Below are 21,848 nucleotides of genomic sequence, written 5' to 3'. Positions count from 1 at the left end.
ATGAAGCATGTCGATGTTTCCGAACTCATCCGCCCGGAGTATCGGGCTATGGACGCTCCCCGCGAACGGCCGTTGCGCCTGTGGCCGCGCATCGTCGCCGGCCTCGTGCTGAGCGCGTTACTGGTCGCCGGTTGCGGCGGCTGGGCGGCCTGGGCGATGCTGGAAGGTGCGGTGGTCGCCGTCGGCACGGTCAAGGTCGATCAGAACCTCAAGGAGGTGCAGCACCGCGACGGCGGTATCGTCAAGACGCTGTCAGTGCGGCAGGGCGACCAGGTCCGTGAAGGCCAGGTGTTGGCGACCCTCGACGACGTCCAGATCAAGGCCGAACATCTGATCGTGCGCGCCCAGCTGGTCGAGGCGCTCGGGCGCCGCGCCCGCCTGGTGGCCGAACGCGACAACCTGACGTCGGTCGAATTTCCTGACGACATGCAGGCGCTATTCCCCTCGACTGCCGGATCGGTGATCCACGGCGAGGCTCGTCTGTTCGCCGGCAACAAGATCGCGCGCGACAGCCAGAAGGAGCAGCTCAAGCTCAGCATCGCCCAGACTGGCGAGGAGATCAGGGGCATGGCGGCCCGCCTCGCCGCCAAGGAGGAGGAGGGCAGGCTCGTCGGCGCCGAACGCGAGAAGCTGCAGTCGCTATTCGAGCGCAAGATCGTCGAGTACCAGCGCGTCTATACCGCCCAACGCGACTACGCCCGCATCATGGGCGAGCAAGGCGAGATCCATGCGAGCATCGCTCGCGCCAAGGTGAGGACCAGCGAGATCCGCGTGCAGATCATCGCCGTGGACCAGAATGCCTCGACCGAGGCCCAGAAGGACCTGCGCACGGTGGAGGCGCGCATCGCCGAGCTTCAGGAGCGTAAGCTCGCTGTCGAGGACCGTCTGTCGCGCACCGAGATACGTTCCCCAGCCTCCGGATACATCAACGAACTGTTCGCCTACACGGTGGGCGGTGTCATCACCCCGGCGGCCAAGATCGCCACCGTGGTGCCGGAGAACGCTGACCTCAAGTTCGAGATTCGTATTTCACCGGCTGACATCGACCAGGTGAGAGTTGGACAGCCGGCGCGCATCCGCCTCTCCGCCTTCAACCGCACCGCCACGCCGGAGCTGAAAGGCAAGGTTGCGATGGTGTCGCCGGCCTCGGCCCGGGATCCGTCCAACGGTCAAGAGCACTACATCGCTCATGTCCGCCTGCTTCCGGCCGAGGAGGACCTGATCCAGCACAAGGGACTGAAGCTCGTTCCCGGTATGCCGGCGGAGGTCTTCGTCTCGACCCAGGAGCGCACCGCGGCCTCCTATCTGGCCAAGCCCGTCACCGACCAGATGACCCGTGCCTTCCGGGAGCGCTGACGCATGACGCATTCTCCCGCCGATACACCGAGGATGGCATCGAGCACTGAGGTGGCCGTCAGGGTTTTTCACGTTAACCCTTCCAGAGAAGGCGAGCGTCGGAACCCGCGAACCGGCGACATTCGGCGGAGGTTCGGAGTTCTTCCGGCTCAGCATCGCAGCCGGGGCATCTTGCCACACCTCCGGAATATCCCGGGACGAATTTCACGAACTGGTATTTTCTTTTGGCTCCGGGGATTTTTCCTTCCTCGTCAATGTTTTGAAACCGTCGTCCTCCAACGGCGGAACGTTTAATGATGCCTTTTTGGGGTGGGTTTGATGAGCGACATTACGATCGCAATTGTCGAGGACCAACCTTTGATGATGACGGCCCTCACGACCTTTCTTTCGGCGCCGACCGATCTCAAGATCATCGCCTTCGGCGCCAGCCCCGCCGACATGGTCCGGCTGGCCCGTTCCCATGTCCCCAGGCTGATGATCCTGAGCCCCTCCGTTCCCGACGAGACCTATGATGCCATCCGCACCATCCGCAACGTCCAGCCTGCGATCAAGATCATCGCCTACACCTCCCAGCACGGCGTCGACCATGCCGTCCGGGCCCTCGACGCAGGCGCTCACGGCTACGTCCTCAAGCGTTCGTCGGCAGACGAGTTGATGGCCGCCGTTCGAGCCGTGCTGAAGAATGAGACCTACATCACCCAGGGCTTCGCCGCCCGAGTGATCGACGCGCTCCGCAACACCGACGTCCGCCACCGCGTCGCCGAGGCCATCAATCTCAGTCAGCGAGAGGGGCAGATCGTTCGGCTGTTGCTGCGCGGCATGACCAACAAAGAGATCGCCGCGACGCTTCGCATCACCGAGAAGACGGTCAAGCACTACATGACCGAGCTGATGCAGAAGATGCAGGCCAGGAACAGGGTGGAGGTCATCATCGCCGCCCAGAAGATGTCCGAGTACCGACCCCGTTCGCTTGACGCCTGAAACAGGCAACGGATTCGCCAGTCTCGTCGGACAGAAACAGGCGCCATGGGGCGCGCCAGCGATGCACGGTGATGGTGATGTCACCACCACCGTCTCGTCTGCCCAGATCAATCTGTTGAGCATTCGGGAGAACTAACCGCAAATGGCCGGATCTTACCTCAGGGAGCAGTTGGCCGATGATCCGAGTTGCGAGCCGCGACGACCCGGAGACGGCGTTAGGCGATATCAGAGATGAACCGGACCTCACGGCTGTACTTCTCGGCCCCCGACAGCTTTGATGGCATCGTGCACCACTCGTTCGCGTGGGACGATGTGAAACCCCTTGAGCACCATCCGCAACGCATGCCAATGGATACCCGCAATGACCTTGAAGGTCAGCAGCGGGTGGCTGGCAAAAGTCTTGATCAGAACGCCATCGGTCAATTCGTGACGCGCTCCGGAAAGCGATGCCGTGATGACGGTCTTGTCGTTCTCCTTGCCGTGGATTGAGACCTCTACTTGCGCAGCCGGCGGCCGGACGCGAAAGCCACACGACAGATCCATTCCCAGAAACGGAGAGACGTAGAATGCCTTGGGGCAGTGCTGCTCGATCATCTCCGTCGCGGCGGCGTGAACTGGAAGCACGTAACTGTGCCGCTCGCCGAAAGTGTTGTGGACCTCGTAGATGATTGCCTCCGGCGAGCCGTCCTGTCTTGAGCAAAAATAGATGCTCAGCGGATTGAAGCCGTAGCCAAGGATACGCGGCAGGCAGAACAGCTTGATCGTGAGCTGGTTGGCCTGGCACCCGGCTCGTCGCAGGAGGGTCCGAGCCTACGTCAGAAGCGGGACGTCGCTGCCGTCGCCATGATCGGCGTCGAAGAAGCTGGTGAGATTGAACCGGTTGCGGGAAAAGAGCCTAAGGCGTTTCGAGAGGTCGTCAATGTCCTTCTTCCTGCGCAGGGGAATAGAGGCCCGCGAGAGTTGTGACCTGGCTCAAAGTCAGTCCGCATGCAATCAGGCGGCGAGCCATGGCCCGTCCTGCTCCAGGGCCTTAGCGACAGGCGCGCCGACGATCCGCCTCAGCTCGGCCGCGACGCCGTCCAGGACCGCGCGTTTCTCTTTCATCCGCTTTGAATGATTGTAGACCTTGCCCGTCACGGTCGGCACGATCTGCTCCGATTTCTTGCTCGCGGAGTGGTCGAGGCACTTTGCGATCCACGCATCATCGGACCCGAGGTCACCTGCCGAGGTCGCCGCCGTTCGGCGGAGATCGTGCGGCATGAAGCGCTTGAGGCTCAATAAATCACAGAGCCGGGGCGTCTTGCTCTTGTCCTCGTTCCGGCGCCAAACGCCACTCTTTGCGACTATTGGGCAAATAGGTCCTTGCCGTTACCTACCGTGAGCTTCGTCAGGCAGGATGCGAACGAGCAAGCGCATCCGGTCCTCCACTGGACCAGGAAACAGGCTAAGGTCGCAGCCCCCATCAAGGGTCAAAACGACAAGCTCGATGACCACAATCAAGTTCTTGGCGACTGGATTGATCGCGGCCACCGTCCTTACAACGACCGCCGTGGCTCGCGAGAAGTTCGCCGCCGGGCCAACGCGCATCACGGTGCACGGCAAGCCCTGTCATATATTCAATACCGGCCCCGGCGGCTGCTGGATTGTCTGGGAGGGCATTCCAATATGGTTCGGTCCGTCGGTCCGGGGCGTGCCCGGCCGCATTTGCGACGATGGCGACAATGCGAGGATATGTTGAGATGCGGACGATAAGAGGCGCGCAGCGTCATCCGAGGCAATCGCCGCGCGGTTCGGCCCTCAGCGGCGTCGGTCAGCGCGGTGGCGGCGAGAAGTACAGGGTGCTTGTGCTCGCGTTTCGGCACCGTCTCGCTGAAGTGCTGGATCGCATCGCGCAACGTGATGAGCTCGGTACCGCTGGCAGCACGATCTGAGCGTCAAAGCGGCGTAAGCAACCATCGGATCAGCCATGCTGACGCCAGTCCGACGGTATCCGTTCGCCGCAATCAAAGCGCGCGTTATTGCTGGCGAGTCCACGCCTCATGAACGCGCGAGGCGTGGAAATTGGTCTCTGTGCTTTTGGGCAGATATTCGCTCCATGCCACCTCGAACGCCGCGGGAGCCGCCTCGAACGACGGCGCCGAGCCTTTGCGGTGCTGGCCGAGCTTCGAGCCGGGATAGAAGCCGCACTGCCATTGCCAAACCTCGGAAGAGTCTGGGTTTCCGACGGCTTTTGCTATGCTGCCGACGTGATGTCGTCAAGGTGGATGTGCCAGCAATCGCTGCGGTGCGGATCGCGCCGGCGGGGAGGACGGGCATAGGAACATTTAAGCGGGGCCGGCAAGGTGCGGCGACCCGGATTGGCCGCGCCCGCTACTGGTCGAACGGCCCCTTCCAATCTGTAAAGTCGTATACGGCCCACCATCGATGCAGTGTCTGCCCGCACGCTTTGCAATCGAAGCGCCCGCTTGCCACGACCGGCCGCCTTATTTGGATAGCGCTGTGAAGCGCCCCGCAAAACAAGTAACTAAAAAGACGCGCATTGGTCATCGATCCCCGGTCGAAGTGCACCCCGTGCGTTGGGCCAACTGGGTCGCCATAGTAAAAAGGGCAGTTTGTATCTTGGCAATTCAGGCCAAATATTCGTGAGTTCGCGCCAACGAGGGTCCTTGGTCGCGATGCGGGCGCGGTGGGCCCAGGGTGCAGTGAGTGCACACAATTCACAAAGGACAAAAGGCCCGGCTGGGCCGGGCCCCCATTGCACGCCACTCGCGTCGGTGACTTGTGAGTTCAGAGGCCAAAGGACCAACCGATTGCGAGACGCTGGCTCACTGGCGAATCAGTACTGTAATTTGTCGACACAATTGAGGCCAACGACGGTTGTCCCCGAGCATCTCAAGCTCGGCACTATGCGGCAGTCACGGCCATGGCAGCGATCCTCACGGCTTATCCCTTCGGCGGCTGCAATTCTCCAGCAAACCACCTCGCGACCTCGGGCGACGTGATCGGATCGGCTTCCTCGCAATGCAAGCATGTCGGCCGGAGTGGGTCCTTGCCATCCGGTCGCGCTATCAGGACCAGCGGTCTGCCGCAACGCGCACAATTTAAGGTTTTAGATATCCCGCCCATCGCTTCATTATGGCGCGTGAAACCGGAGAGTCCAGATATTGATGGTGAGCTCCGCGACTGACACGCACACAAATTCGCGAACGCCTCATCAGGCTACCGCATCGTCCAGCCACAGTTCGAGCAGCGCGCGATCTGCGTCGCATCCCCTCGGCCGCCAAGAGCACCTGGGTGCGCGCAGGCGCGGCATGCACCTGCGGCAAGTCGGTGCCGGCGAGCGGCGGCACGGTTTTCGGCGACGAATACTTTCCTGACCTCTCGGCGAGCAGGAAGTCGATCCGTGTCCGATTCAAGCGCACATGTCGAATGCCGCCGTTGCTGGCAGGCAACGACATCAGATGCTCATTTGATCCGGTCTGATCAGGCTGCGAACCGCAGGTCAGAACGTTTAGCGACCTTCACGGTCGGCCTGCCGATGATGCACCGCAGATCGGCTGCGACGCCGTCCAGAATCGCGCGCTTCTCTTTCATACGCTTGCTGTAATTGTAAACCTTGCAGGTCATGGTCGGCACGATCTGCTCCGACTTCTTGCTCGCGGCATGATCGAGACATTTCGCGATCCACGCATCGTCGAAGCCGAGATGATGCGAGGCGTGCGCGCGTCGCACGAAGAGAATTACTTCGTTATCCAGCTACGCGGACGATCGGAGGAAATATCGCAGATTTGCATCGTGTGGGGAAGGGCGGTAGCGGTCTCCCGCTACCAAAAGTACGATTTTCTACGTCAAACTACGATTTCCCGCGATTTTGTGGTCTGCCGGTAGCGCTGGCGAGCGACCAGCACGACCATTGTGCTTTCGGCCGTGAAGCAACGCGCGAGGTCTCGCCGATGGCAGATGCCGCGCCTTGTGACGGCAGCCTGCGGCGTCTCGCGCGCCTACTCCGAAATGGTGTCAAATGCGTCCGCGCTCTGAGCATGATGCGGCCGGTTGGTTGTTGGAATTCAGCGCCACGATCATGTCTAGTGAGTTCGACTCCCTCTCTCTCCGCCACTTGCGCGATTTTGTGCGTAAAACTGCGATACTCTGTGATGGCGTTCGCTTGGCGGTCACGGTGCGCGCGGCCGAAGGATGGCCGCTGGCGAAATCCCGCGGTCGGCGGTCACTAGCGCACGGCAATGGCGACAGCGGCCAGTGCCGTCGGAACAGACCAGGCCCAGTCACCAGCTCCAGGCTGATCTCAGCGGGAAGTTTGCATTGCAGGAGATCGCAGCCGAGTTGGGCCTCTCGGTTAGTCATCTTTCTCGCGCGTTTCGAACCTCGGTCGGACTTCCACCGCATCAGTGGCTGCTTCGCCAGCGCGTGGAGGTGGCTAAGCAGTTGATGATCGTTCGTGGGCTAACACTTGCCGAGATCGCAATATCGGCCGGGTTTGCCAATCAGAGCCACTTTACACGCATGTTTTCGACCTTGGTTGGCGTCAGCCCGGGCGTGTGGCGGCGCGAAGCGCTGAGTTGCTCGGAAAGTGAGACGCAAGCGAGGACGCCCTCGGCACGTCGGCTGGGGTCAGAACTTGGGTTGGCTGCGATCGGATTCCCCGAAAGATGGACGGCGATTAGGCTGAGCGGCGCGACGAGAATTTGCCTTCGCCAGCCGCTTGACATGCCTCAAGTTGGATCACTTCCAGGAGGTGGATCAGTGTGGCACTCGCAAGGACCAGCAGGATATCATAAGTTCCGACATTCGCGCTCATGAATAATGGTCCGAACGGACAAAGCGGCGCGGCTCCTGGCGCGGTTCATTCTATTCAAAGGAGACCAGCGTGGGCACAGCGATTCGTAGCAGCGGAATGATCCGCGAGGCCTCCAGGCTCGCCGCAGCCGGCGAGCTCGGAAATTCGGATGCCATTCGACTCTTGCAGATCCCTCATAGCAAAGAAGACGTTCAAGAAGTTCTTCGCACCTTCGAGCAGCAACTGTCCCGAGAAGCGAAGAGCAAGTTGACTTTGGACGCGTTCGCGCCGCCACCGTCCGATGTCGATAATGAGCGGTACGAACCACTCTTCGACAAGTACATCATCACAGGCAAGACCTATACGACCGCGAGCGGCGCAGTCGTGCCGAATGAGCTTCAGTATTATAACGGTCAAATGGTGCACCTCTACGGCGAGTGCTCCAATGTGCCTCTGGTGAATGCCGCATTGGCCGGTAGTGGCTACAGACCGATAACCTTGAAGTACGCAGACGGCAGGCAAGCGGCCATCGCACAGCTCTGGTCGAATAAGTTCACCGACACCTCGATCCGGCCGTATGCCGCCATGTTCATGGTGGTTGCTGCCGTGGCGGACAATGCTCCCGAAAGCCAGGCGTCCCTGAGGGCGGACTCCAACGGCGCATCGAGCGTGCTTGTGATGCTTGATGGATTGTTCGATCCCGCAACGGCGGTGTATGAGAACGAAGCGCGGATGTACATGTTCCGACTGCTCGATACAACCCAGCTTGCGATCGACGTCGGCCGCGAGCGCATGGGTACCGACAAGCGGCCCGGGACCATCGACATGGCGTGCAACGGACGCCGGCTTCACTTGTCGATCAAAGACCAGCACAGACGTGGCGTCGTCCAGGGAGACCTGGAGCTTACCAGGGATCCGACGGCATACTGGTCCGTGGTCGCACAGGCGGCTAAAACAGCCGGCATCACGCTGCAGGCGCTTCCGCGCGGTACCGAATGCGTCTACCCGGCGGCCGCGCGCATCGGGCAGGGGCCGGTCGTTTGCTGGCAGTGGCGAAGCGATGTCGTCCCTCGGCTGCAGCCGGTGATGCCAGGGTCTTTGCTCTTCGACCGGAACTCGGAAGAAGGTCGGACCCTTCTCGCATGGGGCTTCACGCCCAAAGTGCTGGGCTTTTTCCCCAAGGTGCGGGGGGTGATCACTGGCTTGGTGGATCAAACGCCGCGTTGCGCCCGCGACAGTTCGGCCGCATGCCGGGGAATGGCGAACGCCGGCTCGCGCCCTCGTTCGAGGGCATCCGAAGAGGCCGCCTCTGCCCCATCCCGCTTGCCTTGGAATACGAGCTTCCTCGGATCATTGAAGGTGATGTTCCGCAAAGAATTGGTCGGTTCAATGTCCGACGGCCTCCGGGTCAATTGGCACATCACGGAAGGGACCTTCGTTGGGCCGGGTCACGATGCAGTCGTGTTACCCGGCGCGGCGGACTGGATGCATATCCGCCCGGATGGAATTGCGATCGTCAACGTCCGGGCGTGTTTCGAGACGCGAGAACGTGTTCGCGTGTACGGCGCCTACGGCGGGGTCGCCGATTTTGGTCCCGACGGCTACGCTCGGGCGCTGCGCGACGAGTATGATCGGCAAATCTCCGCCGTGGTCACACCGACGTATGAGACTGCGGATCCGCGGCTCGAATGGCTCAACCGCGTCCAGTGCATCGGCGTGGGAAGGGTGGACATGACCACACTTCGCGCTGAGTTTGACATATACGAGGTGCGGGTGGGGGAGCGAGTACAAGAGGCGTCCAGCGCGGCAGCACAGTCACCGATACCGGAGGAGATCATCACCGCGATCGAACGTTTTCGCGCCGCGATTCCTGCCAATTTCGATCCGAACTACGTCGAGAAAGTCGTCATGCCGTTCTTCCTGACGAACGTTTACGAAGGGGAGCGGCCGCTGTTGCCAATGATTGACCTTAATTTCAGTAAGCAGAATGCACTACCTCATGATGTTTTTGGCCTCATCTATCGTGACTGGAAACCGACCCCTGACGAGGGCGTGATGGTTTTCCTGCAAGGTCTCGAAAAGCGGGGTGAGAATAATCTTCGCAAGCGAATTTATTTTTCGGCGGTGACGCCCGATCTCTATAGGCCGATGTACCGCGCCAAAGTGACAGCTTTTTTTGACAAGCTTTTTGATCAGAAATTCGCTGACAGGCCATTCATGCGGCATTACCTCGACCACTATTTCGACCTCTATTGGGACCTTCACCTCGGACTTGTTGGCAGCGATATTCCCCGTGAGGTTCGTGAAATAGGAGAGGCGTTCAATACGGTCTTTGCGTATCGGGATCCCCTGCTGCCAATTACCTACCAAAACTATATGAAGGTTCGTGAGCTTCAGGAATTTCTCAAATCATGGATCGGCGAACGCATCAACGATATCCAATCGGGCAAAACCAAAAATCCCGAGAGAACCATGTGCTGGCATTGGCTGAAGAATGCCCAGGACGGCGGTCATTTCAGCAAGAAGGACATGGTCGTTGAGTGCCTCCACGATTTCGTCGCGCTAAGCCAATGGGGCAATGCGATTTTCCGGGTCATGTCTCTCTTGTCGGAAGACCGCGGCTACCAGGCCGTGCGAGCATCATTTCAGAAGACAATGAGCGGAAATTTCGACGCTGCCGGAGGCGCGTCTTTCTCGCCGCTTGAGCTATTCGTAATGGAATTGTTCCGCGTGATTTCGCCGAACGGTGGCAGTGTCTCCGCCATCCATGATGCGAGATCGAGCGTCCGCGGGGGGGCTCCGCAGCACAAGCTCGGCATGCCGTTTGAAAGGGACAGCTATGTATCCACGCCGCATGCCAGCACCAGCCTGGATCCGGTTCACTGGACGGATCCGAATACGTTCGATCCGCAACGATATCTCCGCGTCCCGACCAGCGCGCAGATCAACGATGACAAGTGTCGGCAAATCGGCCTGGCACGGTGCCCGTTCGACATCACCAATTTCAAGGTCAAGGATGGACGAAACGCCCATATTACAAATAGCGGCTTCGGCACCTTATTTGTCGTTGCGGACGAACGAAGCTACCCGGTTTGTGACTATGCCGGCTTTGCTCCGTTCGGCTTTGGATACCGACGATGTGCAGGTGAACAACTGACAATTCTCGTATTTGAGGATTTTTTGCGAAAGGTCTGGCGCGACAAGATCGTGTTTCGGAAGCTTGATCTGGCGAATCCTGCTCGCGTGCCAGTCGGACTGGACGCAGTGATCCAAGACGATATCGGGTTCAACAGACTCCCTTTGCGATAGGGCATCGCGCCGTTGGCAAGCGGTTTTTCGCCGTCGCAAGCGGGCTGGTGCCGGCGTGGGGAGATCCAGCAGGTCGCCAACTACCGGCAGCAGCCCCTGTCCTGTACACGCAATACAATGTAGTCTATTAAACAGAACCAGAATGCGAAGTCGGTCGAGCAAATGCAAGGCAAATGCTATGGATCGAAAAGCGCGGTCGAGGACTCGGGGCTCTCTCCCCCGGGGGCGTCGCCGCTGTCGCGTTTACCGGGACTTGCCGATGCGGCTGGCGTCCAGACCGGGGCGGCCCAAAAGCGCGGCCTTCTTCGACAACCTTTTGACGCGCTTCAATCGGTACGCCAAAACGCTGCGCGCTCGGGAGACTCCTCGGTACGGCAGGCGGCGCCTGGCGCACCCCTCCTGATGACCGATCCCGGCGATCTCGTCGCGCGCGCACTCGAAATCCTCGCCGAGGAAGACGAAGCATGGCGGGTGCGCCGGGGCCTCGATCTCACGCCGCGGAGCGTCCGGTGAATTCCCCGTCGCGCGGATTCGTCAATAGACGGCCGTGCGTTTTCGCGGAAGCTGCGGCAACGCCCTCACCGATTCCGGCGTGTGACCGGTTTACTCCGGCGCCTTCCCTGACGCTGCAAACGGATGAAGCTTTAGCTACGGCAGCATGCATGCCTTCCATGCAGCGCGCACGGGACGGCTCGGAGTTGCGATGGGGCGAGGCGGATACGCCTGTGCCCCCCGCGGTGATTTCTCCGGGAACCCCAGCATCGGTCACGGTCGCGGTCTCTCCAGTGCGGCCGGGTCAGGCTGTTACGGTGGAGTACCGGGTGAACGGAGGCCCGGTCCGTCAGGCAATCGGGCAATCCGCACCGCGCGTCCACGGTGCGAACGGCCGGCTATTCCGGGCGCTCCTGCCGGGCCAACCCGGCGGAACGGTGGAGTTTCTGCCGGTGCTTGGCTTTGCCGGCCAGCCGATCTCTCCGCGCCTACGGGAGTCCGCCAAATGTCCCCGGTATCAGGTGGGTTGCGGAGCGGCCCCGGTCGAGACCGCTGCTCTACCTGCAGGCGAGCCTCGCTGGGACTGGGATGCCACGTTCCTCGGGGCGAGCACGGTAGCCATCCGTAAGGAGGTGATCGGCGTTATGCCGAATGGACTGCGGATCAACTTGCACGTCACGGAAGGACGCTTTGATGGGCCGCGCTTCGAGGGGGTCGTCCGGCCCGGCGGGACCAACTGGTTGCGCATCCGCAAGGACGGTGTTGGAATAGTCAACGTGACAGAGTGTCTGCAGACGCGGTCTGGCGCGCGGATCGACTGCTTGTATGATGGCGTCCTTGACCTCGGTGCCGACGGCTACGAACGTGCCATCCGCGGCGATTTCGGTATACTGCCGCCGTTCGTTTTTGCTCCGACCTACGCGACCGCTGACAAAGAACTCGCTTGGCTCAACCGCGCCCAGTGTATTGGCGTGGGCAGGGTGGACATGAAGAAGCTGCGCGCCGCTTACGATATATACGTCGTAACGGCGGGGACCGCAAAGCATGTAGCGTGAGGAGCCGCACTGGTGGAGGCGCACCAATGGCGCTTCAAGCTTGAGATACTTGCATACGTTCGTGCGCAAAGCATTGCTAAACAAACGGCATTTCATTCCCGACGTATCCAACTGTGGGGGCCTCTGAAATGACAACCGATAACCCGCAAGTACCTTGGACCGACGAGCAGTGGGCTCGCGTCAACAAAGCCGTTCAAGAGGAAGCTAGCCGCGTACGGATCGCGGCGACATTCCTTCCGTTGCTTGGGCCGCTGCCCGGGGATACCGATTTCGTGAGGAAGGAACTTATCCCGCCGAATGCGATGATTATCAAGGACAGGGAAGTCATCCAGTTGGCGACGCTACAGGTAAGAGTGACCGTGCGCGGTGCGCAGATGGCCGATCCGGAGATGACCAGCGTGCTGGCCTTATTCCGGCGCGCTGCCAGCGTACTGGCTCGTCTTGAGGACGCTGTCGTCTTCAGGGGATTAGAGGAAGACTTAGCATACAACGCGAAATACTCCGGACAAGAGAGGTTTGCCCCTCCTATAGATGTCGGCCCTCGGTTCCCGAATAGGGTTTGGGAAATCACCGGCGGGCAGAAAAGCCGTGGCCTTTTGACAACCTCAGTCGCTGTCCAGGAGCAGGTTACTATTCAATCGCAGAAGTCAGACAGAGACGCAAAGCTGGTGTCCGGGATAGCCGACGCCATTGGCCGCCTGGAGAAGCAGGGACACTTCGGACCTTTCGCGGTGGTTCTTGACCAGGCGTTGTTTCTTGTCGCTCAATCGCCAACGGAAGCTCTTGTATTGCCGCAAGATCGCATCCTCCCCTTCTTGGGCGGCGGTCCGCTGCTCCGCTCGTCCACGCTTGACGTCGCTCCCAATCTTCGGTCCGGCGTTGTTGTGGCGCTTGGCGGCGAGCCAGTCGAGCTAGTCATCGCCACAGACTTATGCGTCCAGTTCCTGCAAGTCACAGACGAGCCGAATTTCGTCTTCCGTGTGTGCGAGAAGATGGCGCTCCGCATCAAGGAGCCCGATGCGATCATACGGCTGATGGCATAGGCGCTACGAAATTTCGGGGCACCGTAGCGATTGAGATTTTCCGGTGATCGCGGCGTGTACGGAGAAATGTCTTGGGGTCTAAGCTCGCTTGATCGTACTTCACCTCAGTAAAAAACTAGGGAGGAGATGCAAATGCAAATCCGAATAGACAGTAAAACTCTGAAATCTGCCCTTGGGATCGATGACAAGGCCGCCCAGGAGAAAATTAATCAAACCAAAATAGTGAAGATCGAGGAGGCGCTAATCGTACCGAAGCACCAGAAAGGCGGGCTCACTGTGGAAGAGCCGACCAACCGCCGTGACGGTGTATTGGCCATTTATTTACTTGACGAAGGCAGTGTTACCATCACTCCCCTCGCATTTGATCTGAAAGCAGGAAAATTCCGTCAGTCTGAGCCGGACGCCGAACCCGCGGCTTCCGCTTCGACCAATCTGCAGGCCGATCCAGGGCGCGGCTTTGAGCTGGCGCTGCAGATCAATAGCAGGGCCGCGCTCGAAGCGTTCTTGAAGTATCATCCCGACGGGCTCTACGCGGACTTGGCAAGGGCTAAGCTTGAGACGATGCCGTCGTGAGATCGTCGAAAATGATCCGATGTATCGCGTCCCGCGCGCTCGGTGACGCTTCCAAAACTGGCTAAAAGTCGGACTAAGTGGTCATGGCTCGGTGAAGCATGCCTACTAGGGTTATCGTTTTGGGCGGCGGTGTCGCCGGCATGAGTGCCGCGCACGAGTTGGTCGAGCGCGGCTTTGATGTCGTGGTGCTCGAGAGCGGCGATATTGCGGGAGGCAAGGCCCGCAGCATTCCCGTCATCCACGAGGGCGAGGACACCAGCGGACATCATCTCGCCGACGGCGATGGGGCGTCGATCCAGCACCGGGTGCCCGGCGAGCACGGGTTTCGGTTCTTCCCAGGTTTCTACAAGCACGTCATCGACACCATGCGCCGCATACCGTCGTTTGACGGGGGCAAGGTGGCGGATCACTTGGTGCCGACCACGCGACTGGAGTTCACGCAATACGACGAACCCCCGTTCGTCGTACCGGCGGGCTTTCCGCTCTCGCCCCGCGATGCCGGCACCATGTTGCGGGACATCCTGCTGTTGTTCGAGCACTCCACCGGACTCACACCCGACGATCTGGCATTCTTCGGTGCGCGCGTCTGGCAGATACTCACCTCGTGCCACCAGCGCCGGCTAGCAGAATACGAGCGCACGAGTTGGTGGGAGTTCGTCGGCGCCGAGCAGCGGTCGGCGTCATACCAGAAGTTTCTCGCCACCGGCATTACTCGCTCACTGGTGGCGTCCAAAGCGCGAAAGGCCAGTGCGCGCACCATCGGTGACATCTTTGTGCAGCTGGTGCTCACGATCCTGAACCCGATCGCGGGATCGTCTGATCGCGTGCTCGACGGGCCGACGAATCTCGTCTGGATCGATCCGTGGCTTGCGTATCTCGAGTCGAGAGGGGTGCGGTACGTCAAAAACGCGCGGGTCGAGGAGATCCTTTACGAGAGCGGACGGATCACCGGCGTCGTCGCTCGCCAGCAGGGCCAGCGCATCATGGTGCATGGCGATCACTACGTGGCGGCGCTTCCGCTCGAGGACATCGCCCCCCTGGTGAGCGACCGCCTGGCGGCAGCCGACCCGACGCTCGCCAACCTGCGCGCGCTGGCTCCGAACCTGGAGTGGATGATCGGAGTGCAGTACTATCTGCACCGCGCGGTGCCGTCGGCGCACGGGCACGTGATTCACATCGACACCGAATGGGCGCTCACGAGCATTTCGCAGCTTCAGTTCTGGCGTGATGTGCCGTCCGAGCTGCTCCAGGACAGCGATGTGCACGGGATCCTCTCGGTCGATCTTTCCGATTGGACGGCCCCGGGATCGGACGGACGCCCAGCCATACGGTGCTCGCGTGAAGAAGTGGTGCGCGAGACATGGAATCAACTGAAGCGCTCGGTCAATGATGCCGGTAATGAAGTGCTGCGCGATGAGGATTTGCATTCGTGGTTCCTCAGCGCAAACATTGAGGACGATCCCGCGCGCCCGGGCTGGCTGCGGAATTCCGAGCCGCTGCTGGTGAATCTGGTCGAAACCTGGGCCTTGCGTCCCGAAGCGACCACCGCCATTCCAAACCTTTTCCTGGCGTCGGACTACGTTCGCACGCATACCGACCTCGCGACGATGGAGGCAGCCAATGAGGCAGCTCGGCGCGCAGTGAATGGGCTGCTCGACGCCGTGAACTTCGACGGGAGCCGCTGTGAGTTGTGGCCGCTGCACGAACCTGAAATCCTCGTGCCATGGCGGCTGCACGATGCTGCGCGATACCAGGCCGGCCTGCCGTGGGACGCTTCACTCGCGCAGGTAGCTGCCCACGCCTTACGCGGTGCGTCGCCGCTGCTGGGGCAGGCGAGCTCCCTGCTCGAGCAGGTATCGCCGTTCACCCATGCCGTCGCCGACACCCTCGACCCGCACAGTGCCGCCGCGGATGCTGTCGGCGCGCTTGATATGGTCGACCCGGCGACGATGGCGCGCCGCTTGGTTGATGTGCCCACCCTGCAGGATGCGTTGATCAAGGTCGCGGACACGGTGCCATTGGCCGGCGAAATCGTAGGCCCGGCCGGCTTCCTGGACCGCCTGGTGTGGTATCGCGACATGATGGCCGATATGCTCACAGAAGGTGTACCGACGTGGGAACCGCAGCGCCACCTGTATGGGCTCGTGACGGATTTCATGGGCCGGTCAGGCAAGGGCCTTCGTCCTGCCCTCTGCATCGCGACCACGAGAGCGCTGGGCGGCCGCGCGGAGGATGCATTTCCTGCCGCCGCCGGCCTGGAAATGCTGCACAATGCATTTCTCGTGCACGACGATATTGAAGACGGCAGCGACTGGCGGCGTGGCGTTGCGACAATGCATCGCCGCGCCGGGATTCCAATTGCCGTGAACACCGGCGATTCCATGAACGCACTCGCCATGCGCCTTTTCCGCAAGACCGGCGAGCGGCTAGGACCGGTGACGGCACTGCGCATCTTCGACGAAGTCGATCACATGGTCGTCGAGACCTTGGAGGGGCAGGCCAACGAACTAGGATGGGTGCGAGACAATGATCTCACAGTCACGACAGACGATTATCTGCGGCTCGTGCTCAAGAAAACGGCCTGGTACAGCTTCATTCACCCCATGCGGATTGGTGCACTCGTTGCCAACGGCGAGGACCAGAATCTTGGTAGGTTTGATCGGTTTGGCTATCTGCTTGGACTGGCTTTCCAGATCACCGACGATGTTCTTAACCTGGTTGGCGACATTGGGCGTTACGGCAAGGAGATCGACGGAGATCTCTGGGAAGGCAAACGAACGCTTCTGCTCGCGCACGCCCTCGGCCGGGCGAATCCCACTGACCGTGCGTGGATTAGCACTTTTCTGGCGCGGCCCCGCGAGCGACGTTTGCCGCGCGAAGTGCTGAGGCTACACCAGATCATCGCGGACGGCGGGAGCATCCCGTGGGCGCAGCGAGCGGCAGCCGAATTTGCAGAGGCTGCAGCGCGCGAATTCCACAACTCGGCGTTCGCCGGTGTGCCTGCAGGTCCAGACCTCGAATGGCTGCGCACTTGCATAGGCTTCCTGACCCAGCGCGACGCGTAATCGGGTTCAGGTTGGAACGGATGGGGACATCGTGACCCGGAGATTGTGGCCGATTGCGACCTTAAGGCTAGTGACTTGCGCGGGTCTTAAATACCGCGACCAACCGATCGCGCTGCCAGAGCTGGATTTCGTCGCCGTCCTTCAATGCTTCTGTTCTTCTTTTTGCCTCGGTGTCGTCAGCGCAAGACAATTCGGTCGTTGCATGGGATGCTGCTCCCAAATAGCGGCCACAGACTCCGACTAACTGGCCCCAACTGCTGCAAGTCGAGGTTCACCTATCGTAGGTCCACGGCACTATAGATCAAGCGTTACCGGAATACGACCACTCCGACGTGCCTGCTCGTTCGGCAGTAAAACCGCATTTGGTGATTGACCATGTTTCCTAGGAACCAGAATTTTCCCCGGGCCACGATGCGCGCGACCGCGGTGCAGCCGTCCTACTGCAACTTTCCAAGGTTATAGTAGAGTGTCGCGGAACGTCTGCGCGACAACATTCGGCAGCACCGGAGAATCGTATGGCGCGCCTCAGTAAGCCAATCGATGTGGACATCCCGTTGCTTGAGAAAGGCGTTGATCAGCTCGGCTATGTGGTGCCCGATCTTGAGCAAGCCATCAAGCGCTGGATCGACCAAGGTATCGGACCCTGGCTCACGGTTGGTCCGGTGGTGGTCACTGATAACAAGTATCTGGGGAGGCCCTCACGCCCGCTGATCATGTTCGGATTCTGTCAGGTCGGGGGGGTGCAGCTGGAGCTTATTCAGCCGCTCGACAATGAGCCGTCAAGCTGGCGCGCCTTCCTTGCTGCCGGAAGGAGCGGTCTTCAGCACTGCGGTTTTTGCGTCGAGCCGCACGATTACCAGCGGTCCGTCGCGCAGACCAAGGCGTCTGGCGCTACGATCCAGCAGATGATGTCCTTTTCGGGCGCCCGCTTCACCTATTTTTCCCTGCCTGCTCGCGCCGGTTCTCCGATGGAACGAATTCGGCTTGAAGAGGTGGCGCCTGAAAAAGCAAACGCAGTGTACAATTCCATCGCCGCGGGGTGCGAGATCGTAGAACTGATCGAGTTCCAGCCCCGCATCCGCGAGATGTTCGCAAAAGTTGCTCAAGCAGCGGCCACTTGGGACGGCAATGCCGAGCCCATTCGTCACCTGATAGGGCCTGTCGCGAAGGCGGCAATCGGTTCGCGCTTGCTCCGAACTATGCGATTCCGGTGATGCATTTTCGTGGCGGCGCGACGCATGGTATGAGGCGGCATGCTCGCCGTTGACGGCGGCGCATTGGCCTTGATCGCGATCCGCTGCACCGGCATCGCGCCGAACGAGCGCGGCCGGTTTGCGAGAATTGGCGGCCAAGCTCGATCCGCCGACGTTGCGCGGCGATCCTTCCGCCGCTGCAGCGCATCGTCAGCGCCAAGCCAAATGGCGCCGCCGTGTTGCGCTTGGAAATCCCGGGCTATTACGTCTCGACCAGTGCGCTATTGACGACACAGCGGATTTCCGGGCCGGACGCGCTCGACCGCGTGAAGGTCGAGGCCGCATGACGGAATGTTCTTGAAATCGATGGTGGCGGTCATGGCGGCATCGATGCGCGCGCTAAGGCTGTTCGAGCGATCAATTGCGCGACGTTCCGCTGCTCTCGCTCATGCCTTGAGCTGCTCCAGCAGCGATTTGGCCTCCTTCAAGTCCAGCGTGTCGAAACCCTCGGTGAACCAACCATAGACCGGGGCGAGAAGATCGTGGGCCTGCTGTCGTTTGCCCTGATCGTGCCACAGCCGCGCCATGCTCACAGCCGCACGCAGTTCCCAGGACTTTGCCTGCTGCTGACGAGCGACCGCCAGCGCATCTTCGAAATATTCTTCCGCTTTCGTTGCGTTTGGGTTGGGCGACAATAGCTCGATTTCGCCTGCCATGCGCTTGATCTCGGCCTCAAACCAACTTTCCTTGGTTGTTTCTACCTGGGTCATCGCTTCGCGAATGCAGTCCCGTGCATCATCGAAGTGGTCGAGTTCAGCATGAGCGCCCGCCAGATACGACAAGCAGAATGGCACTAGCGCTGTTGCCGCCGTTGACCGACGTGCGATGATACCCGAGTCGATCACATGGACCGCGTCTGAGGCCTTCCCAGTGAGGGCCAAGACGCAACCTTGGACCACCATTCCGAGCGACCCCCAAAACAATGAACCTCTTTTGTCTGCCAGGGGGACAAGTTCATTAGCTTCGGCGCTTGCTGCCGCATAGTTTCCGCAGCAGATATGGGTAAAGGATGTATGGAACAGGGCATACATCAAAGTGGCTGCTTGGCCGATCTCGCGCGCTTCCTTGAGCGCCTGTTCAGCGCCTCTGCCTGCAGCCTCGGGGAAGCCAAGAAGCCACAGAGCCCAGGACCGATAGGATAGGGCTGCGACCCTAATGTCCTGGCCAAATCGAGCCGCCAGCGCACGATGCTCGGCGGGTTCGTAGATCGCGATCGCCTGATCGTAATGTGCCAGACTTTCCGCAAGGACGCCCGTACACATCAGAGACGTACCCATAATACGATGCCCAAGCATGAGCGGAACCATTGTTCCCTGCTTCTCGGCAAGCGCCAAGCACTCTGTCGCAAGGTCGAGGAGAGCGTCGCTTTTGAACTTTATATAGTTCGTGACCCAGAACCCATAGAGGACTGAAAACAGGAGCAACGGGTCTTCAGGGGGCTCTCCTAGTGACTCCGCTTGCTCGATGAAGGCGCGGGCTCGATCGAGAGATGCGAGAGTCTCAGGGGCCGCGTGGCCCTTGGTGTGCATCAAAGCATTCACAAGCGCGACCTCCAGTTTGATCTGGTCGCCACGCAGCGCTGGTGTGCTCGGCAGCGTCGCAATCTGTGAAAGAGCGCGGATTAGCTGAGTCGTCGCCTCTACTAGCGCTGAACGCGCTAGCGACCGCTGTCCCGCCTTGCCCCATAAAGCCGCCGCCCTCTCGATCAGCCCGGCCTCAGTGCAGTGATGTGCCAGCAACTCCGGCCGGCTCTCGGCTGTCTCGGCGAATTGGCTTTCAACTGCTTCGGCAATGCGTGCATGAAGCGCGCGGCGGGGCTCGCGCAGCAACGTGCCATAGGACGCGTCCCGCACCAAGGCATGCTTGAATAGGTAAGTCGCATTCGGCGGCGAGCCCAACCTGAAAAGCAAACCAGTCTGTATGAGACGGTCTAACGCTGATCCCAGTTCCACCTCTGGCATGCGTACCGCCGCCGCCAGGAGAGCATGCGAAAACTTCCGGCCGATCGTCGCGCCAATCTGTGCCACTTCTTTGGCGGGGCCGAGCCGGTCGAGCCGTGCCATCAATGGGGCGTGCAAACTTGCGGGGACTGCCAAGGCCGGGGACGGAACGACGGCAATCGTGCGTTCGACCGCGCCCTGGCCCTCCGCCTCCAGCACTGCCTTCGTCATCTCCTCCACGAACAGGGGGATGCCATCCGTACGTTCGACGATGTCCTGCCTGATGCCCGCCGGCAGCAGCTTGTCGCCGACTACGCCGTCGATCATGGCGTCGACTTGGCGGTTCGTCAGCCGATTGATCGTCATGGCGGTCACGTGCGGCTGCCCGATCCAGGGCGGATCGAATTCCGGGCGGAATGTCACAATCATTAGCGCGCGAAGGGTCTGAAACCTGGCCACGTCCCGGTCGAAAACTTCTAGGCTCGTAGGATCGGTCCAATGCGCATCCTCAAAGATTATCAAGACTGGGCTTTGCCGTGTAAGCGCTTCTAATTGTGAGATGATCGCTTCGAATGTTCGCTGCCTGTGCTGCTGCGGGGTCAATTCGAGGGCTGGATAGCGTCCATCATTCGGAAGCGACAGCATCTCGGCAAAGAGCGAGGCGTCCCCGATCGAGGTTGAGGTCTGCGCGAGCAGGGTATCAAGCTTGTCGAGCCTCGCTTGCAGTGTATCGTCGTGTGCCAGCCTGGCGGCACGTTCCATCTGCCCGATGATCGGATATAGCGGGCTGTCGGTGTGCTGCGGCGAGCAGAAATAGCGCAAACGCGTATGCGGCTCTCCGGCTAGGCGTTCCAGAAGCGCGGCCGTGAGCCGCGACTTGCCGATCCCAGCCTCACCGGCGATCAGGACCACTTGGCCTTCACCTGTCTTTGCCCTGGCCCAACGCCGTTGGAGCAATTCGAGTTCTTCCTCCCGCCCGACGAGGGCAGTTAGGCCAGTAGCGTGTAGCGCCTCGAAGCGGCTCTCCACGGAACTCGCCCGCAACGCCACCCAGGCCCGCGTTGGCGCGGCGATGCCCTTGAGGTTCTTCGGCCGGAGGTCTTGTAGCTCGAAGAGGTTGCCGAGGAGCCTTCGAGTGCCTTCGGCGATGACAACCGTGTTCGGCTCAGCGATCCCCTGCAGACGAGCCGCCAAGTTCGGAGTCTCGCCCACCACCACGCGTTCCTGGGCCTCGCCGGCACCAATGAGATCGCCGACCACGACCAAGCCCGTCGCGACGCCGATACGCACCCGGAGCGGCTCCTGGATACCCAGCTTGCCAATCGCCTCGATGATCGCCAGTCCCGCCCGGACGGCACGCTCGGCATCATCCTCATGGGCGTGGGGATAGCCGAAATAGATGAGCACCCCATCGCCCATGTACCTGGCCACGAAGCCGTCGAACCGGGCGACCGTCTCCGCGACGCACTTATGATAGGCGCCGATTACCGAACGCAGATCCTCTGGGTCGAGTGTGGTCGAGAGCGCGGTCGAGCCAACGAGGTCGGTGAACATCACCGTCAGTTGGCGACGCTCGGCGTCGTCTCGCCGAGTTGGCTCGATATCCACGAGTGCAGAAGGTGCCGTTACGGCAGCCGAGACGTTGCTGAGATCGCGGATCGCATGCAGCAGTTTCAACCGGTGGCCGAGCGAAACGCCAAGGTCCTTGAGATGTTGGTCGGTCAAGTCGGGGAGAACGGCCATATCAATGTCGTTCTCGGCGAACCTCTGCGCGTACTCGGACATGCCGAGCTTTTTGAGCCAGTCCGCAATTTGTTGCACCGCGGTCACCGTGATCCGTGCGTCGCCGATCTAAGTGTTGGCACCACAACTACAGAAAGAGATTACACAAGAAAGACCGCGAAAGCACGTCCCCATGGGCGCGGAATCGCGATACCAAGGGCGGGACATCATACACTTTGGAAGATCCAGTACTGAATACCTGCC

13 protein-coding genes and 1 pseudogene are annotated in these 21,848 nt (G+C 60.6%); 10 read left to right on the top strand and 4 right to left on the bottom strand.

Annotated elements, in window-relative coordinates; all coding sequences use genetic code 11:
* Complete coding sequence (locus ACKWRH_RS37030; RefSeq protein ID WP_445217567.1) at positions 1 to 1,356, top strand: HlyD family type I secretion periplasmic adaptor subunit; 1,356 nt, start codon at positions 1 to 3, stop codon at positions 1,354 to 1,356.
* Positions 1,357 to 1,674: 318 nt separating this feature from the next.
* A complete protein-coding gene (locus ACKWRH_RS37025; RefSeq protein WP_445217566.1) occupies positions 1,675 to 2,337 on the top strand; it encodes a LuxR C-terminal-related transcriptional regulator in 663 nt (220 codons plus the stop codon).
* 243 nt (positions 2,338 to 2,580) lie between these two features.
* On the opposite strand, the gene ACKWRH_RS37020 is transcribed toward ACKWRH_RS37025, so the two are convergent.
* Positions 2,581 to 3,135 carry a DUF1365 domain-containing protein gene (locus tag ACKWRH_RS37020; RefSeq protein WP_445222543.1) on the bottom strand — a complete coding sequence of 185 codons (555 nt, stop codon included), beginning with the start codon at positions 3,133 to 3,135 and terminating at the stop codon, positions 2,581 to 2,583.
* 195 nt (positions 3,136 to 3,330) lie between these two features.
* Entirely contained in the window at positions 3,331 to 3,597 is a 267-nt protein-coding gene (locus ACKWRH_RS37015) for a hypothetical protein (RefSeq protein ID WP_445217565.1), read from the bottom strand.
* Positions 3,598 to 4,076: 479 nt separating this feature from the next.
* Between ACKWRH_RS37015 and ACKWRH_RS37010 the strand changes: the two genes are divergently transcribed.
* Positions 4,077 to 4,268 carry a hypothetical protein gene (locus ACKWRH_RS37010; protein ID WP_445217564.1) on the top strand — a complete coding sequence of 64 codons (192 nt, stop codon included), beginning with the start codon at positions 4,077 to 4,079 and terminating at the stop codon, positions 4,266 to 4,268.
* A gap of 1,552 nt (positions 4,269 to 5,820) precedes the next feature.
* Here ACKWRH_RS37010 and ACKWRH_RS37005 read toward each other — a convergent pair.
* Entirely contained in the window at positions 5,821 to 6,069 is a 249-nt protein-coding gene (locus ACKWRH_RS37005; RefSeq protein ID WP_445217563.1) for a hypothetical protein, read from the bottom strand.
* A 558-nt stretch (positions 6,070 to 6,627) separates the two neighbouring features.
* Here ACKWRH_RS37005 and ACKWRH_RS37000 point away from each other — a divergent pair.
* The 7 genes and pseudogenes from ACKWRH_RS37000 to ACKWRH_RS36970 form a co-directional block, all read left to right on the top strand.
* Positions 6,628 to 6,921 (top strand): annotated as a pseudogene (locus ACKWRH_RS37000) (helix-turn-helix domain-containing protein); the annotation flags it as partial.
* 301 nt (positions 6,922 to 7,222) lie between these two features.
* Positions 7,223 to 10,441, top strand: coding sequence for a DUF3237 family protein (locus tag ACKWRH_RS36995; protein WP_445217562.1), 3,219 nt, complete (start codon positions 7,223 to 7,225; stop codon positions 10,439 to 10,441).
* Between the two features lie 662 nt (positions 10,442 to 11,103).
* The gene (locus ACKWRH_RS36990; protein WP_445217561.1) at positions 11,104 to 11,988 is read left to right on the top strand and encodes a DUF3237 domain-containing protein; all 885 of its coding nucleotides are present in this window, start codon (positions 11,104 to 11,106) and stop codon (positions 11,986 to 11,988) included.
* Positions 11,989 to 12,116: 128 nt separating this feature from the next.
* On the top strand, positions 12,117 to 13,031 hold the full coding sequence (locus tag ACKWRH_RS36985) for an encapsulin (protein WP_445217560.1): 915 nt from the start codon (positions 12,117 to 12,119) through the stop codon (positions 13,029 to 13,031).
* Positions 13,032 to 13,163: 132 nt separating this feature from the next.
* Entirely contained in the window at positions 13,164 to 13,604 is a 441-nt protein-coding gene (locus ACKWRH_RS36980) for a hypothetical protein (RefSeq protein ID WP_445217559.1), read from the top strand.
* 140 nt (positions 13,605 to 13,744) lie between these two features.
* The gene (locus ACKWRH_RS36975; protein WP_445217558.1) at positions 13,745 to 16,669 is read left to right on the top strand and encodes a polyprenyl synthetase family protein; all 2,925 of its coding nucleotides are present in this window, start codon (positions 13,745 to 13,747) and stop codon (positions 16,667 to 16,669) included.
* Positions 16,670 to 17,184: 515 nt separating this feature from the next.
* Entirely contained in the window at positions 17,185 to 17,883 is a 699-nt protein-coding gene (locus ACKWRH_RS36970; protein WP_445217557.1) for a VOC family protein, read from the top strand.
* Between the two features lie 425 nt (positions 17,884 to 18,308).
* Here ACKWRH_RS36970 and ACKWRH_RS36965 read toward each other — a convergent pair whose 3' ends face one another.
* Positions 18,309 to 21,683 (bottom strand): AAA family ATPase, encoded by a 3,375-nt coding sequence (locus ACKWRH_RS36965; RefSeq protein ID WP_445217556.1) that lies wholly within the window; start codon positions 21,681 to 21,683, stop codon positions 18,309 to 18,311.
* Positions 21,684 to 21,848 lie beyond the last annotated feature (165 nt).

The sequence above is a fragment of the Bradyrhizobium sp. Pa8 genome (assembly GCF_052588265.1).
The sequence above is the reverse complement of the archived record's forward strand: the minus strand, read 5'-3'. Positions and strand labels throughout refer to the sequence as shown.

Bases quoted from the DNA above. Each gene is read 5' to 3' on its own strand.
- ACKWRH_RS36990 (WP_445217561.1), top strand. From the start codon at position 11,104: ATGCCTTCCATGCAGCGCGCACGGGACGGCTCGGAGTTGCGATGGGGC.
- ACKWRH_RS37015 (WP_445217565.1), bottom strand. From the start codon at position 3,597: ATGCCGCACGATCTCCGCCGAACGGCGGCGACCTCGGCAGGTGACCTC.
- ACKWRH_RS36985 (WP_445217560.1), top strand. From the start codon at position 12,117: ATGACAACCGATAACCCGCAAGTACCTTGGACCGACGAGCAGTGGGCT.
- ACKWRH_RS37025 (WP_445217566.1), top strand. From the start codon at position 1,675: ATGAGCGACATTACGATCGCAATTGTCGAGGACCAACCTTTGATGATG.
- ACKWRH_RS37010 (WP_445217564.1), top strand. From the start codon at position 4,077: ATGCGGACGATAAGAGGCGCGCAGCGTCATCCGAGGCAATCGCCGCGC.
- ACKWRH_RS36975 (WP_445217558.1), top strand. From the start codon at position 13,745: ATGAGTGCCGCGCACGAGTTGGTCGAGCGCGGCTTTGATGTCGTGGTG.
- ACKWRH_RS36970 (WP_445217557.1), top strand. From the start codon at position 17,185: ATGGCGCGCCTCAGTAAGCCAATCGATGTGGACATCCCGTTGCTTGAG.
- ACKWRH_RS37030 (WP_445217567.1), top strand. From the start codon at position 1: ATGAAGCATGTCGATGTTTCCGAACTCATCCGCCCGGAGTATCGGGCT.
- ACKWRH_RS36980 (WP_445217559.1), top strand. From the start codon at position 13,164: ATGCAAATCCGAATAGACAGTAAAACTCTGAAATCTGCCCTTGGGATC.